This window comes from Paenibacillus lentus, from assembly GCF_042714055.1.
GTDB lineage: Bacteria > Bacillota > Bacilli > Paenibacillales > Paenibacillaceae > Fontibacillus > Fontibacillus lentus_A.
The window spans coordinates 96,313-111,828 of record NZ_JBHGVC010000015.1 but is presented as its reverse complement, the minus strand read 5'-3'; the positions used below and the strand labels follow the sequence as shown (position 1 = coordinate 111,828).

Genomic DNA, 15,516 nt, shown 5'->3' with positions numbered 1-15,516 from the left:
TTCATGCATCTAAAAAATCACTTTCTACCTTCATAGCCTGTAATCGTTCAATTTAACTGTAAGAAATCCAGTTAGTTATAGCCTCTGCGGATAACAGCTTCATTTTAACTACAACAAATACAGTTAGTGTACGTATTCTCCGTGTTCACCACCGCTTCCACAACCGCTACTGCTATATCAGCTTATCAACTCATGAGCAAACATCAACTAAATCAGCTATTAGTTATCCCAGCCTATCAGCTCATGAGCTACATCAACTAAATCAGCTATATTAGTTATCTCAGCCTATCAGCTCATGAGCTACATTAGCTACATCAGCAATCTCAGCTATATCAGCTTATCAACTCATGAGCAAACATCAACTAAATCAGCTATTAGTTATCTCAGCCTATCAGCTCATGAGCTACATCAGCTACATCAGCCGTCTTAGATCTCTCAGACATCACAGCCACCACCACCAGCAATCGCCGGAATTTAGAAGGTTCAATAATCAATTAAAAAAGCTGCCTCCGTGGTTGGATATCAAACCTACGGCAGCAGCTTTCGCTCATATAACTTTTAATGGGATATGGACAAATGATTAGGCCTGGCTTGCGGCAATGGCTTGATCCAGATCATAAATGATATCTTCAATCGACTCCGTACCGATCGATAAGCGGATGAGTCCAGGTGTAACGCCCGCCGACTGCTGCTCCTCTGGGGATAGCTGCAAATGCGTCGTGCTTGCCGGATGTATGATCAATGATTTCGAGTCGCCGACGTTGGCCAAATGCGAGAACAGCTTGACACTGTTGATCAGCTTACGGCCTGCTTCTACCCCGCCCTTGATTTCGAAAGTCAGGATAGCCCCTTGGCCTTTCGGCAGATACTTCTGTGCAAGCTCATAGGATTCGTGGCTAGGAAGTCCGGCGTAGCTTACCCACTCCACATTCGGATGGGCTTCCAAATGCTTCGCGACTTTAAGCGCATTCTCGCTATGACGTTCCACGCGCAGGTGAAGAGTCTCTAACCCTTGCAGCAGCAGCCAGGCGTTAAATGGAGACAAGGACGCGCCAAGGTCACGCTGCAACTGAACGCGAGCCTTAATAATATAAGCTAGCGGCCCAAGCGCTTCCGTATAGACTACACCGTTGTAGCTTGGATCCGGCTCAGTCAGTCCAGGGAATTTTCCGCTGGCCGCCCAGTCGAATTTGCCACCGTCCACGATGACACCGCCAATGGATGTTCCGTGTCCGCCGATGAATTTCGTGGCAGAGTGAACGACGATATCCGCTCCGTGCTTAATAGGTTGCAGCAAGTACGGGCTTGGAAACGTGTTGTCTACGATCAGCGGAACGCCGTGCTCATGTGCAATGGCCGCCACCGCTTCAATATCAAGGATATCGCCCTTCGGATTGCCGATCGTCTCTGCAAATAAGGCTTTGGTCTTATCCGTGATCGCCGCGCGGAAATTCTCCGGGTTGGACGAATCCACAAACGTGACCTTGATTCCCAGCTTAGCAAGCGTAGTGGAGAACAGGTTATAGGTTCCGCCGTACAAGGTTGAAGAGGATACAATTTCATCCCCGGCGCCAGCAATATTCAGGATGGAAAATGTAATTGCTGCCTGGCCGGAACTCGTTGCAAGTGCGCCAACGCCGCCCTCGAGCGCTGCAATTCTTTTCTCAAACACATCGTTCGTCGGGTTCATAATTCGGGAATAAATGTTGCCGAATTCCTTCAGCCCGAATAGATTGGCCGCATGCTCCGTATCACGGAAACCATAGGATGTTGTTTGATACAGCGGTACTGCACGAGAATAAGTAGTAGGATCAATTTCCTGACCGGCATGAACCGCAAGTGTTTCAAGACCGAGTTGACGCTCTTCAGACATAGTTAAATCCTCCTTTAAATTTGCATATCCCTAAACGGGTGTCATGTTTTTCATATTCTCTCATATAATGATCCGTTTGAAAATACCAAATCCGATAAAATTCCTCTGAATTATTTAAATTCCCTTTTGCCTCCTAATGCTGTGGACAACAAATAAGCCGTCAGCTAAAGCCGCGGCCCATTTGTTCATATGTGCACAGAAATGTGCATACTGTTCATAATTTCCGGAAAATCGTATGGAATCATGCACTTATTCACAATTTTCAGCTAATCATCGTTCCCAGTTGCTGTCGTTTATTGTTGTCCACATGTGGATAGGCTTATACGCTCCAGGAATTCGCAGCGAATTTCCGAATGAAGTAGGCATCCTCCATCGACGGGTGAACCTCTGCCAGTCCGGGAAAAGGAACGCGATCAGCCACCAACCGTACAAAGAGTCCTCCTTCCGTCTCTCTCATAAAAATAACTCCCTTCTCCGGAAAACGGTGCAGCTGTTCCCTCGTGATCATCCCTTCCCACACTTTCGAGGGAAGCTCCCACTTCCACTCCGCAGCTCCGCCCTCAAAGCGAATTCCGCCCTTCTCCAGCCATAACACGCGATTCGCAGCAGCTTCCCATTCATTCAATTCATGAACGGCAGCCACGACGATACGTCCCAGCGCATAGCGGGTCAAATACGTAATCGCTAGTTTGCGTTCTCCCGAGTCCAGCGCATTTAGCGGTTCGTCGAGAAAAAGGAATTTCGGCTGGGCCAGCAGGGATTGAACGATAGCGATTCTTCTGCGCACGCCGATCGATAACCGCTTGATCCGGGTATTCCGGTACGATTCCAGCCGAAAATCGCGAATCAAGCGGTCAACCGGCTCGGTTTGAAAAACACCTTTCAGCTCGGCGAGATAAACAAGCAGCTTATATGTCGTCATTTCTTCGTATAGCTCCAAATCAGAGGGAACAAAACCAATTTGGCTGCGCACCAAAGGCAAATCATCCGCCGCTTCTCGCTGCTGGTACGTAATTTTGCCCTTGCGCGGTTTCTCCACGGTAGCGAGCAGCTTCAGCAAAGTGGTCTTCCCGGCCCCGTTAGGGCCGACGAGCATCGTAAGTCCCGGATATATCCGCAATTGGTTAATTGCTAGCTTAAACGCACCTACAGGCTGCTGCAATTGATCAATGGATATCATGGCCTGCACCCGCATTCATCTCAAATTTCAACCTGCGGCTGCGATAATAGGAGCGAAGCAGCAGCACTATTCCTGCAGCCAGCAGCACTCCATCGATAACCGCACGGTACTCGACACGCAATGTATAGGAAGTGGAGTTATCAATGTAAATGAACCACAGCCCATAGACGGCTAAGGCACTTCCCAGTGCGTAATAAATCCCTTTGCGAAAAAGAACATACATCGCCGCTCCACTCGTCAGCAGCGTAATCCCCAGCCACTGCAGCAGAAACGGCCCCAGTGGAAGCACGAATTCGCCGGCCTTAAATATGCGAACACTCACAATGATCGAGCTGATAAATGCATAGCAGACAATCAGGGCTATCACCATAAGCATTCGGCTGTACATGACGAGCGCCGGAGGATACGGCGTAATGCTCTCAATCGAACGCATTCCCGGATCCCAGGTTCGGTAGCTGAACAGCATGGACGCGATCAGCATCAGCGGCGTAATAACGGGAAACAGCGAGCTCGGCAGCGCGCCGATGGATAGAATCGGCTGGCGCGGATCCACGAGAAGTATCAGCATCAGAAAGACCGCTGAACTGGACAATATCAAGGATTTTCGATTCAAGCGGAATTGACTGCGCAGCAGCTTCCGCAATGCCGGAGATTCCACCTGCTCATTGAATTGAAGCGATTGGGATGCATGATCCGCTTTCAGCGCGTCAAATTCGGGCTGAAGATTTCGAATCAGCTCCGCGGTCTCCGCCGGAGATGGCGGCGGCTGCATCGCACGTCGCAGCGGTTCCTGCAATTGCTGCTCCAGCAGCTCTAGCTCTTTATCGATAGACGGATTCATGAAGCGGCACCTCCTTGTCCTTTCGGGATGGGTTACGGCTTCCCGTTTGCGGGGAAGGTAAATCTAAATCTGTGCTTTTAGCCAGCACGCGTTTTAATTTCCTTAAAGCTCCGTATAAATGCGATTTAACGGAGCTGAGGGGGATATCCATCAGCTCCGCAATTTCCTGCAGCTTCAGGTCATGGAAGAATCGCATTCTTACCACTTCCTGTTGAATATCCGGCAAGTATTCTAAAGTCGCGGCAAGCTGCTTGGCCGTTTCCTGCCTTTCCAGCATTTCCTCGGCTCCCGGTGCAGGATCGGCACCATCCGGCATTTCTTCGGCCGCCGTATGCTCCGAACGAAAGGAAGCGCTGCGCCAATAATCCCGGCACAAGTTCAGAGCCACCTTGTAAAGCCAGGCCCGAAGCTGCTCCATTCCTCCATGCTGCCGCAAATGCCGGATAAGCCGAATGAATGTCTCCTGCACAATATCCTCAGCCTTGCCGCGATCCTTGAGCTGCTGGGTAACGTAATTAAGCAAGGGGCCATGGTATCTGGTTACCAGAAGCTCGAACGCCTCCTGTTCCCCTAATGCCATGCGCTCTGTTAATTGCTGATCGGAAATCATTGCTCCCCCCCCTCTCTCTTTTATAGCAAAACAAAACTCCAGCTCTATTCCTCTTCCCTGCCAATCCAGCGTTCTCGCCTGTCTATGACCCAAACCGCCATCAGCAGGCAAACACATGAAATGGCCATAAGTATGATGCGATTAGCGACAAATGATACGCCTTCCGGCAAATACGCCGCATACAACGTACATTTTCCCAAGATTTTTCCAAAGCTAATTGTATCGAGCATCCATAACGCAAAAGCAAGGACAAGCCCACCGTAAAGCTTCTGAAACCATACAATCCCGAGCACAGCAACAGAAGCAAGAAGCATATACGCCGGCAGGGTCTGCAGCAGAAGCGTTAAAAACCCCACCTGCGCAGCTGCAGCCTCTTCGCCGTTCCAGGGATACACCCTTGTCATAATTTCACCGAACTTAGCCCGGTATATAAACATCCAGCCGACCCCTGCCACAGCAGAGAGCGCAAGAGATAGCGTCCATTTCCTAATGACCATAAACTTTAGGGATACGGGATAGGTAGCGATGACTTCCATGCCGCCCCCGCCGATTTCCCGCTCAAAAAGAAGGACGGCGAGCAGAATGACAACCGGAAACATCCCCATCTCCGAAAAATAATACACCGTTTGCGGATAATCCGCATTGCCCATTATGATCGCTGCCCAATAGGAGAGGTAAATGAACAGCGTCACGAGAAATAGCGGTTGTTTTCCTATTTTCAGATCAAGCCGCACTTGACTGCCCAGCGCCCTAAGCTCAGCTTTCATGACCGATCACCCTCTCCCACTCCCGTTCCCAAGCTTCGTAAGGAATCGGGCGGCCTTTAGCCGGAGCTGACGAATCCTCGATCGGCACATCAAGCCCCTGACTATAGAAGTAATTGAGAACTTCCTTTACTTCCTTGGTTTTCCCTTTATCCAGCGCCTGCCCTACCTGCTTAGCCATACGGCCGCCTAAATTCTCGGGGTCTTGATCAGGATCATGATGGAACAGGGCTCCAAGCATGCGAAAGTCGGCCATGCCGTTCTCCATATCCTTGTGGCTAAAACCATCAACCTCATTATAATATACGTACCACATCAAACTGCGCAGAGGCATCCGGATGTCATCCCTGGTTTTCTCGATTTGATAGGAGCCTCTCCGTGTTCCAAGCAGCATTTCATTCATAAAAAAACTGGCAAGCCCGTAGTCCACGCCGCCGCTGGAAATATATATATATGTTCCGTTCTCGGTCGTGACGGGCAGCGAATGCTCGGTCACGAAATAGTTAACCTGGTTGATTCTCGGCTTGAAATCAGCTACCCAGGAGACAAAATAATCGTAATATCCATTCCATTCCTCCAATAATTGCTCCGCATACCCTTTGCTGTTCGGGGTCGTAATGACGCGGCTTGGCAGCGAGGGATGACTGACTTCTACGAGCGTCCCTCCGAACAAGCTGATGCCGTCCTTTCCAGTCCCCTGAAAGACCTGCGGCCTCCCGTCCGTACGCTGCAAATTGTCATTCGCCGATGGCTCAACCTCGGGCAAGCTCGTATACAGCTTCGTATCAAAGCCCTTGGCCGTCAGCCGATACGCAGCGTTCGGATAGGACATTTCATAAAATATCGCACTCAATTGCAGTCTTTCCGACCAATCGTCCTTGGCATATACGGACTGCTTGCCGGGAAGCGGATACCAGGCAAAATAGCTCGGCAGCATAACAAGACCCTGATGAGCAAAAGCGTAAAATTGGCCTCTCCCGCCATATTCCCGGACAGCTCCCGAATACCGGACCTCCACAAATATACGATCCGCAGGCTGCTCCATGGGCTCCCCCCATGTAACCGACAAGCTATCTCCTTGCTGCTTATAGGGTAAGATCCGGCCATCGGCCTCGACTCTCGAAACGGTAAAGGCTCGATTGAGCGTAAACGTGATTTCTTCCTTCTCCTTTAGTGACGCCTTTAATGACGCCGCAGGAATTTCAAGCCGAGCCGTGACAGTAAGGACATCATTTTTCGTTTTCTCCAGCATGAGATCATAATTCGCAACCTCAAAACTCTTCTCCTTCTGCTCATTCCTTAATTCGGTGAATTCCAGTAGCGTGTCATCGTTTATTTTGTCATAATAGCTGCTGTATCTTTCCTGCCACAATAAGCCGTAAGGCACGAATGCAGCACAAGCTATCAGCACGCTCAGTCCGGCAGTAACCCCCAGCCGTAATCCATGCTTGGTTGGCCGCAAACGATTTAGAATCGTATTGGCCGCTACTAGCAGCAGCGCAGCGAAGGCCAGCACAAAAAGACCGGACAGCAGCAGCTCATCGGCAATGAGTTGGTAACCCCACAGCTCACCCCCCCGGGTTCCTTGAACGAATAACTGGCTTAGATGAAAGATACTCAGCATGTACCAATCATTTCTTTCCACAATAAACAGCTGCATAAAGAATGTCCCGAACATCCAGGCACAAAAGCCGATCAAATAAACGACGCGATTAGGCAGGCACACCGCGAGAAGCATGGCCAACGCCAGTGTAACCATATACGAGATTTCATAGGATAGGCCAAAATAAACACTGTGAGAAACGGTAATGCCGGATTCGATCCCTCTTTTAGCAGAGAAGAGGATAAACAAGCCGGCTGCCAGTAGTGAAAAAAGAGTTAAATACGTCATTCCTGCCGCGTATTTCGCCGTGATCCGCATGCTGTAGGATACCGGCAGGCCGGCACTCCATTCATAGGAGGGACGGCGAATATCCCGACGAATGGCTAGTATGCCCAGCAGCATGGCGATGCCAAGCGTAAGTGTATGAACGAGAGAATGAAAGTTGTATGTCTCGGCAAACAGGTTCTTCAGCGGCGGACTGGCCGATAGAAACCAAGCATAGAATATCCCGTATAGCACGGGCAGCCCCATAAACCATACATTGCGAAAAATATGATTCCATTCGAGCGCGAATTGGCGCTGCCATTTTACCATGGACGGGTCGCTCCTTCCTCCTGCTCCGACCTGAGCAGCGCCAGATAACCATCCTCCAATGTGGGCCGGACAGCTGCCGCCTCCATTCCTATTGGCGGGGCGTGAGCAATAATTCGGCACAGCAGCCCTTCCTCGGTTCGTCGCGTGGACACAATAGACATCGGATCCATCTCCGCGAATTGGCCGTCCTCCACCAGGCCTTCCCACACCTTGCCTTGTCCCGCAGCCTGCAAATGTGCCAAATCGCCAGAGAAGCGGACTCCGCCTTGGTTCAGCACAGCGATTTGCCGGCAGTTGCTCTCGATGTCCGCGACGATATGCGTGGATAAGAGCACGATACGCCCCATGCTGAACCGCGTGAGCAGATTGCGGAAACGCACACGCTCCTCCGGGTCTAATCCAGCGGTTGGCTCATCCACGATGAGCACCTGGGGCGACCCGAGCAGGGCCTGCGCAATCCCCAGGCGTCTTCTCATGCCGCCGGAATAAGTGCGGATACGCTTATTTGCCTTTTCCGCGAGATTGACCTCCTCCAGCAGCCGGGAAATTTCCGCCTTGCGTTTTCGGGAGTCGTTCATGCCTTTCATGACGGCGACATAATCCAAAAATTCGGCGCCTGTCAGTTGGGGATACACCTGAAACTGCTGCGGCAAATATCCGATCATCGCCCGGATGTCCTCTGCCTTCTTTAGAGAAACTCCGTTAATCAGCGCATCCCCCGAGCTGGGGCGGATCAATGTCGCCAAAATGCGCATCAGCGAGGTTTTGCCTGCGCCGTTCGGTCCGAGCAGGCCGACCATGCCTTCACTGAGCGATAAATTGACGTCATTCAGCGCCAGGTGGCCTTTCCGGTACATTTTATATAAATGATTAATTTCGATCATGAATGAATTTCCTCATTTCATAATGGTAATGTAATTGGATAGCCCCGCGCGGTCGGCATCTGTTACTGTAACGGGATAAATGAACAAAAAGTTCGCGTTCCTCACATTTATTATTTTGTCTTAGACCAAAGTCGGATTTTTTGCTAGAGTCTATATATCTGTGAAAGTCGGCTGAAGGGAGATTATTCATGCTGTATTCTGTCCTGTCCACATTGCTTCAAGTCATCGTACCCATCTCGATCCCCGTCATTTCCGGCGCATTGCTCAAACGATTTCAAGGGCTCGATACGAGACCGCTAGTTACGCTGTACTTGTATTTTCTAAGCCCTGCCCTGATCCTTGAGACGCTCGCCAAGGCGGATATTTCATATCAGGATATTTATCAAACGCTCGGATTCTCGCTATTGAATCTCGTTTTACTTTGGCTCGTAGCCGTCATCATCGGCCGGCTAATCAAGCTTCCGTCAGACGAGCAGGCGGGCCTCACCCTGGTGTCCACCTTTACGAATAGCGTAAACTATGGCCTGCCGCTCGTTCTGCTCGCCTTTGGCCAGCTCGGTCTGGACAAAGCCTCCGTCTATGTCATCGGTCAGATGATCATCGTCAATACGGTCGGGGTCTACTTGGCGGCACGATCCAATTTTTCCATGAAGGAAGCCGTGAAATCCGTATTTACCTTACCGTCCATATATGCCGCCGCCGCTGCCATTTTGCTTAGGGTTACAGGGGCTTCCTTGCCTGCCGGCATCGCTCAGGGCATTACAATGGCGGCGGCCGCCTATTCCCCCGTCGTCCTCGCCATCCTTGGCGCGCAAATGGTCAGTGTGGCGGGCGTTCCGATGAAATCCGGCTCCAAAAAGGCCTTTCGCTCCGGCATCGCCATTCGGATGCTGCTGTCGCCTTTGGTGGCGCTGTTCGCGCTGTGGCTGCTGCAAATCGAAGGCGTGCTGTTCTCCGTGCTGCTCATTCTAGCCTGTATGCCCGCGGCGGTTAACGCTTCCGCACTGGCCGAGAAATTCGGAGCCTCGCCGCAAACGGTATCCAAATGCATTCTGTGGACGACGCTGGCCTCCTTTATGACCTTGCCGATCCTGATCGTTCTGTTAAAATAAAGCACGGCGAAGAGGCCAACCCGATATATTCGAGTTGGCCTTAATAAGCAGAAGGAGTCTGTAGTCTTCCCGCTTAAAAAGCAAACGTAAGATTTGTCTAATACAAGCTGGATATGGTTACACCGGTCGGCAGCTTGTAGGGATGCTCCTTATTGATATGATCGTAGAACATGATTCCGTTCAAATGATCCATTTCATGCTGCATGACAATCGCCTCATAGCCCTTGAACCGCAGCCTCAGCTCGTTGCCTTCCCCGTCATAAGCCTTGACCTGCACCTTCTCGTAGCGCGGCACGAATCCCTGTATCGAACGATCCACGGACAGGCAGCCCTCGCTCTCCGGCAAATAAATCATTGCTTCGGAATGACTGATAATTTTGGGGTTATACAGGGCGTACTCCCGGGACTGCCCCTGATCATCGCTGAAATAGGCGGCGAACATCCGCTTATTCAGGCCGATCTGGTTCGCCGACAGTCCGACTCCCGCCCGAAGCTTGTATTTCTTGGACAGCTCGGGATCCTGGCTGTTTTTCAAAAATTGCAGCATCGCTGCCATTTCATCCTTATCTTCCTCCGTCGGTGGAATGCTGACAGGCTCAGTTACCGTCCGGAGAATGTCACTGCCTTCTCTCACAATATCGTCCATCGTAATCAAATAGCCTTTATTGAATTTACTCATAAATAAACAACTCATCCACCTTCATTACCAGATTTGCGCCAATCCGAGCTTATTTGTATTTATGCCAATCCATATTGCTGTTATTCAGCAAATGCTCAAAATCGTTCTCCAATCTTTTCTGCTCCGCCCGCCGAGCCTCTTCGGCCTGCTTTCTAGCCGCAGCCTTTGCCTCTTCTTCCTCCCGCTTCAAGCTCTCTGCCTGTTCTTTAAGCTTATGGATCGTCTCAGCTCCAAGCAGATCTTTAAGTGTCGCGGGCTTGTCGCCGGCGGAAGCGGCTGAAGGCTTTGAATGTCTTCTCTTCGCCATCCTCGGTTCACCTCAATTTCTGACTTCCTCTTAAGTTCTGGTTCTTGCCTGCCTAAAGTATCGTACGGTCAAAATGTTTTGTCAATAATCCTAAACCCTGACCGGGAGTTGATATTCTTCCGATTTGCTCACCATTTAGCCGGATTGGGAAACGAATTTATGTACCAACCAAAGAAAAACGTCTAGTGATGTACTCTCTAGGTCGACAGACCGCATTTAGCGGTAGTTTTTCTTGTGATGATAGGCTGGTTCAGCATAGCTGAAAACTTCAACTCCTTCATCTTAAAAAAATTTACCAAATTTGTTTAAGGTGAGTGCAAACACGTGTAATTCTACAATATGCTTATTCACAAGGCTTGGAGGAGAGAGAACATGAGAAATGAACAGGAAAACAACCATCATCCGAATACCAGACCAGCCAGACCGGTCAATGGCCGGGTCAAAGCGATGCAAAAATTGAAGGAAGAACAAATCAATGCCTGGAAGCCCGTCAAAATCGAAATGGCCCAATACTGGATTGAGCATGAGAAAGTACAAATGAAACGGAGAATGACCCGGGGCGCAATCCACTTTTGTAATTTTGGAGAAAATATCGGCTGCGAGCAAAATGAGGAACGGCCCGTCATCATCGTATCGAACAATACGGTGAACTCCACCTCCGGCAACGTGATCGTTGTTCCATTGACCAAAAATCTTAAAACGCGCACCAATCCCAAAACCGGGCAAGCGATTTTGACGAAGGAAGGCAAGCCGATCCCGCGTTTTCAGAGCCACTACTTTCTGTTCAAGAGCAAATATGATTTCCTGGCCTTTGATTCCGCCGCAAAAACGGAAGAAGCTACGTCTGTCAGCAAAATTCGCTTGAAGGAGCATCTTGGAAATTTGGACGAGGAGGATATGAACCGCCTGGAGAATCGGCTGAAATGGACGCTTGGATTTTAGACAAATGGAATAAGAATTAACGGAAACGGCCAAGCGTGAGGGATTCGGAAGGTACAGGAATGTGGAGTAATATTTATAAGGGGGATTGACACGAAACTGCGAAAAGGTTACTATAGGTATCAAGAGATTTGTTCGTAGAGTTTTATTATGTCATCCACCTCGTCGTGGATAAACTCACACGTTATACGTGTATTGAGTCAGAAGAGGAGCCTCGGCTCCTCTTTCGTCTTCTTCAATACCTTTAAAATCTCATTGTCATGAAACTCTCATGGCTATCACATAATAAGTATATGTCGCCCACCTGGTCGTGGGCAAATTCACCCCGCATGGAGGCTCCTGCGGGGTTTATTTTGTTCTCTTGTGTACTATTAACCGAATGGGCCGCATTTTAACCAAATTATTGCTTCAGTCCGGCCAGAAATATTCCCAGATTAAAATCCAGGCTCTTCTCCAGGGACAGCGGCAGACCGAAGCCTCCTAACTGCTCTAGCGAGGCAAAGCCATGAATAAAGCTTCGCAGTCCGCGAACTGCATGGAGGGCATCCTCCTGCAGCAGTTTATATGGCTGGAGAAGCTGCAGCACTAAATCGACAACCCGTTCGCCAGCCTCCCGGATCTCCCGCTCGTTCATTCCCTGCGGAACGAGCTGGGCACTTTCATACAGCCCTGGATGCTCACGGGCAAAGCTGATATAGGCGTGAGCAAATCGGCGGATACCCTCCCTGCCCGACAGTCCTTCCGTTTCTTCGCTGACTTTGCCGTAGAGCTGCTCCAGGGCATATACGGCAAGCAGCGCCCTCAGCTCCTCCAGCCCTCGAATATGATTGTATAGCGATGGAGAACGAACACCGAGGGCAGCGGCAACCGAAGCCAACGTTACTGCCTGCACTCCCTGCTGATCGGCGATTTCCACCGCCGCCATCAACACTGTATTTGTATCAAGTCCCGGCCTGGGCGCCATGATAATCACTCCTAATAGGTATATTGAGCCGCTAGTTACTTCCTGGCATGCAAAAAATCATGTGGTTTACGCGTAATCACTTGCCAAGCGACCCCTTGGCAGCGATTAGGGCCTTTCGCATCTCCGCAGCTGGTTCAGCCAGCATCTCCCCGTGCCCTGTAGCAAGCAGGCTCGGTTGATGATCGGCCAGCTTGCTCGCGCTTTCAAGCGCGATCTCCTTATTCCAGGTAGCCATGGCCGGAAAAGGAAACATTAATCGAAGATGCCCTGTCACGGTTAGCCCCCCACGCGTGTGGAAGGAATCGCCGACGAGCAGCGCTCGTGTTCTTGTATCCAGCAGCGAAATCGAGCCGGGCGTATGCCCGGGTGTGGCGATGACAAGCAGGGAACCGATGCGGTCACCCTCGCGGACGAGGATATCGGGCCGTGTCTTAATGTCTTTGGGTACGCCTCCCCGGATCTTGGTCTGCGGCTCATCGGCTAAGAGAGTACGATCGCCAGCAAGCAGCTTCGCATCGCGTTCCGAAATATAGACCTCTGCTTCCGGGAACTTCTCCTTCATTCTATCTAATGCCCCTACATGATCGTCATGGGCATGGGTCAATACGATTCGGGTCAACGGCTTGCCGATTTCCTCTATTGCCTTCGCAATCCCGGCTGCGCTATACGGAAGAGCAGCATCAACTAAAGTAAGACTCTTCTCTTCCTCGACTAAATAGCAATTTACCGGGAATAGCCTAGGCATAAACGTTAATTGCAGTAAAAATTCATGTCGAATTATTCTCATAACCATGCGCTCCTCTAAACAAAACTAACACCATTAGTTTCATTTTAAACTAATGGTGTTAGTTTCTCAAGAGAAATTTTAAATTTAGGATGCAGAAAATTCTTTTCCGTGATCAGCCTGCGCCTTCTTTGAACCTTTTCCTGGCCAAAAGGCCACACGGCCAAGCACCATGGTAATCGACGGCACAAGAAATGGACGGACGATAAACGTATCGAGCAATATCCCGATTGCTGAAATAATTCCAAACTGAACGAGCGCCTGAATAGGCAGAGTCGCCAGCACGGCGAATGTGCCGGCCAAGATTAACCCTGCGGACGTGATTACGCTGCCCGTCTCGGTAACTCCGTCACGAATCGCCTGCTTCAAGGGCATCTTCCTGCTCTTTCTCCAGATGCTGGAGATGAGGAATATATTGTAATCCTCGCCCAGCGCGACTAGGAATGCAAAAGCATAAAGCGGAATGAGACCCTGAATCGCCGTAGTGCCCATAATGTCATGAATGACGAGCCAGCCCAGGCCAAGCGCGGAGAAATAAGATAAAACGACGGTCAGAACCAGGTACACCATCGCTACCGCGGAGCGCAAATATAATAACAGGAGCAGAGCAATAAGCCCGATTACAATCGGAATAATCACAGCCGTGTCCCGCTCGTTGGTCCGCTCTGTGTCGTACTGGGTCGCCGTCTGTCCGGAAATCCATACATGCTCATCCGGTGCTGAAATACCAGCAGCCTGGAGCATCTTCTCCGCCGTACCCCGCAGCTCGGGGATCAGCGCCATCGCTTCATTGGAGTAGGGGTTCAAATTGAACTCAATATCGATGGCCTGAATGTCCGGATTGCTGCCTCCCTCCACTGCTTCAGACACGTGGCTTACATAAGAAAGGCCAGTAAAGGTTTGCTCGAGAGGTACCTCCTTTCCCTCCGTATTCACCATAAGCTTGACGGGAGCCAGCTCGCCCGGGGTAAACTTGTCGCCGATCACGGCAAAGCCTTCCCGCGATGGACTGCTCTCTGGAAACGTGGATAATAAATCCACGGTGTACTCGATCCGTGCAGAATTAACTGCACAAGCCCCAAGAAAAATTACCGTAACTGCGATGACGACCCAGGGACGGCGCGTTACGATTCGGCCGATCCAGCCTCCTTGTTTCTGATTGGCTGCAGCTTGCGGAGGAATCGGAGCCGGCTTACCTTTCTTCTGCGCTCTTTCCGCCAGCATTTCCGGAGTGCGGGGCACGAACGGATAGAAGGAGCCGCGGCCTAGAATAGCAAGCAGTGCAGGCACGAGCGTTAAGCTGGCCGCACCCATGATGAGAATTGATAAGCTGAACGGCACCGCAAACCGATGAACCGCGCCATATTTGGCGAACAAGAGCACCAATAGTGCTATGACGACCGTAAAGCCGCTCATCGCAATTGCTCCAGCCGAGTCTTTGAATGCGCGAATCAACGCCTTCGTCTTATCCCGTTCCTCCCCTAGAATTTGCCGGAAACGGGAAATGAGGAATAAGCAGTAATCAGTCCCGGCACCGAACAAAAGCACTGTCATGATAGAAATGCCTTGCGAATCGACGGTAATCCAGCCGAGGTCGGCCATTTTGCCCAGAATCGGACTAGCCGCTCCATAAGCAAAGCCTACCCCGATCAAAGGGATAATGGCCAGAATCGGCGATCTGTAAATGAGCAGGAGCAGCACGAGCACAAGCAGTACAGTCGCAATCAGCAAGGATACGTCTGCGCTGGAGAACAATCCGACCGCATCGATAGAAATTCCTGCCGGACCGGACACCCGGGCTGACAGCCCTTCGCTATCGTCTATACTTACGGAGAACGGGTTCACTCCGAATATTTCCAGGGATTGTTCCTTGATCTTTTCCATCCCCGCTTCCAAGGTGTCCGTCTCCGCTTCTTTGCTAAAAAACAGAGGCAGCACAAACGCCGTCCCATCCTCGGAGGTCTGCTTTTGCAGTACAGGCAGCGGCATTTGGTGAAAAGGCGGCACGGCCTCCTGCCCTTCGAGCGGGTTTTCCGTCAGAAATGCTGTGAGCTGCTGGAATCCGCTGAAGTCCTCTTCGGTTAATCCGCTATTTCTCTGCCATACGAGTAATGCCGGAATGCCGGAATCGCTCGGAAATTCTTTCTCGGCTAACTGCTGAGCCTGTACCGATGGCATCGACGCCTCCAAATTAGCGGCATTATTGTCCTCCTTCTCATTAACGCCCGGCCATATCGCCGTCAGGGCTCCTACGATGATAATCCAGGCGGCTACGGTAATCCATTTCGTCTTGCTTCCCGCAAACCAGCGCCCAAGTCGCTCCAGCATTTTATCCATCGACTCTCTCATCTCCATTTTTTTAATTTTGTGATCAAGTGATAT

At 50.6% G+C, this 15,516-nt stretch carries 14 protein-coding genes; 2 read left to right on the top strand and 12 right to left on the bottom strand.

Going from position 1 to position 15,516, the window contains the following annotated elements; genetic code table 11:
- Positions 1-580: 580 nt before the first annotated feature.
- The 7 genes from ACE3MQ_RS24045 to ACE3MQ_RS24015 form a co-directional block, all read right to left on the bottom strand.
- Positions 581-1,873 carry a homocysteine synthase gene (locus ACE3MQ_RS24045; protein ID WP_379397546.1) on the bottom strand — a complete coding sequence of 431 codons (1,293 nt, stop codon included), beginning with the start codon at positions 1,871-1,873 and terminating at the stop codon, positions 581-583.
- Positions 1,874-2,192: 319 nt separating this feature from the next.
- Positions 2,193-3,053 (bottom strand): ATP-binding cassette domain-containing protein, encoded by an 861-nt coding sequence (locus ACE3MQ_RS24040; protein ID WP_379397544.1) that lies wholly within the window; start codon positions 3,051-3,053, stop codon positions 2,193-2,195.
- Positions 3,040-3,894: a hypothetical protein gene (locus ACE3MQ_RS24035; protein WP_379397542.1), complete on the bottom strand. Its 855-nt coding sequence runs from the start codon at positions 3,892-3,894 to the stop codon at positions 3,040-3,042. The genes ACE3MQ_RS24040 and ACE3MQ_RS24035 overlap by 14 nt, the downstream gene beginning before the upstream one ends.
- Positions 3,875-4,504, bottom strand: a complete 630-nt coding sequence (locus ACE3MQ_RS24030) for an RNA polymerase sigma factor (protein ID WP_379397540.1) — start codon at positions 4,502-4,504, stop codon at positions 3,875-3,877. Before ACE3MQ_RS24030 ends, ACE3MQ_RS24035 begins: the two co-directional genes overlap by 20 nt.
- Positions 4,505-4,548: 44 nt before the next feature.
- Complete coding sequence (locus ACE3MQ_RS24025; protein WP_379397538.1) at positions 4,549-5,271, bottom strand: hypothetical protein; 723 nt, start codon at positions 5,269-5,271, stop codon at positions 4,549-4,551.
- Positions 5,261-7,465: a hypothetical protein gene (locus ACE3MQ_RS24020; protein ID WP_379397536.1), complete on the bottom strand. Its 2,205-nt coding sequence runs from the start codon at positions 7,463-7,465 to the stop codon at positions 5,261-5,263. The genes ACE3MQ_RS24025 and ACE3MQ_RS24020 overlap by 11 nt, the downstream gene beginning before the upstream one ends.
- Positions 7,459-8,349, bottom strand: a complete 891-nt coding sequence (locus ACE3MQ_RS24015; protein WP_379397534.1) for an ABC transporter ATP-binding protein — start codon at positions 8,347-8,349, stop codon at positions 7,459-7,461. Before ACE3MQ_RS24015 ends, ACE3MQ_RS24020 begins: the two co-directional genes overlap by 7 nt.
- Positions 8,350-8,537: 188 nt before the next feature.
- Between ACE3MQ_RS24015 and ACE3MQ_RS24010 the strand changes: the two genes are divergently transcribed.
- The gene (locus ACE3MQ_RS24010) at positions 8,538-9,461 is read left to right on the top strand and encodes an AEC family transporter (protein WP_379397532.1); all 924 of its coding nucleotides are present in this window, start codon (positions 8,538-8,540) and stop codon (positions 9,459-9,461) included.
- A gap of 97 nt (positions 9,462-9,558) precedes the next feature.
- Here the strand turns inward: ACE3MQ_RS24010 and def are convergent, their stop codons facing one another.
- Together def and ACE3MQ_RS24000 are read right to left on the bottom strand one after the other, a co-directional pair.
- The gene (gene def / locus ACE3MQ_RS24005) at positions 9,559-10,140 is read right to left on the bottom strand and encodes a peptide deformylase (RefSeq protein ID WP_379397530.1); all 582 of its coding nucleotides are present in this window, start codon (positions 10,138-10,140) and stop codon (positions 9,559-9,561) included.
- 49 nt (positions 10,141-10,189) lie between these two features.
- The gene (locus ACE3MQ_RS24000; protein WP_379397528.1) at positions 10,190-10,447 is read right to left on the bottom strand and encodes a YqkE family protein; all 258 of its coding nucleotides are present in this window, start codon (positions 10,445-10,447) and stop codon (positions 10,190-10,192) included.
- A gap of 372 nt (positions 10,448-10,819) precedes the next feature.
- Here ACE3MQ_RS24000 and ACE3MQ_RS23995 point away from each other — a divergent pair, with 372 nt between their 5' ends.
- The gene (locus tag ACE3MQ_RS23995; protein ID WP_379397526.1) at positions 10,820-11,389 is read left to right on the top strand and encodes a type II toxin-antitoxin system PemK/MazF family toxin; all 570 of its coding nucleotides are present in this window, start codon (positions 10,820-10,822) and stop codon (positions 11,387-11,389) included.
- Between the two features lie 397 nt (positions 11,390-11,786).
- Here ACE3MQ_RS23995 and ACE3MQ_RS23990 read toward each other — a convergent pair whose 3' ends face one another.
- The 3 genes from ACE3MQ_RS23990 to ACE3MQ_RS23980 form a co-directional block, all read right to left on the bottom strand.
- Positions 11,787-12,350 carry a TetR/AcrR family transcriptional regulator gene (locus ACE3MQ_RS23990; RefSeq protein WP_379397524.1) on the bottom strand — a complete coding sequence of 188 codons (564 nt, stop codon included), beginning with the start codon at positions 12,348-12,350 and terminating at the stop codon, positions 11,787-11,789.
- Between the two features lie 76 nt (positions 12,351-12,426).
- Complete coding sequence (locus ACE3MQ_RS23985; protein WP_379397522.1) at positions 12,427-13,137, bottom strand: MBL fold metallo-hydrolase; 711 nt, start codon at positions 13,135-13,137, stop codon at positions 12,427-12,429.
- Between the two features lie 84 nt (positions 13,138-13,221).
- The gene (locus ACE3MQ_RS23980) at positions 13,222-15,471 is read right to left on the bottom strand and encodes an MMPL family transporter (protein ID WP_379397520.1); all 2,250 of its coding nucleotides are present in this window, start codon (positions 15,469-15,471) and stop codon (positions 13,222-13,224) included.
- Positions 15,472-15,516 lie beyond the last annotated feature (45 nt).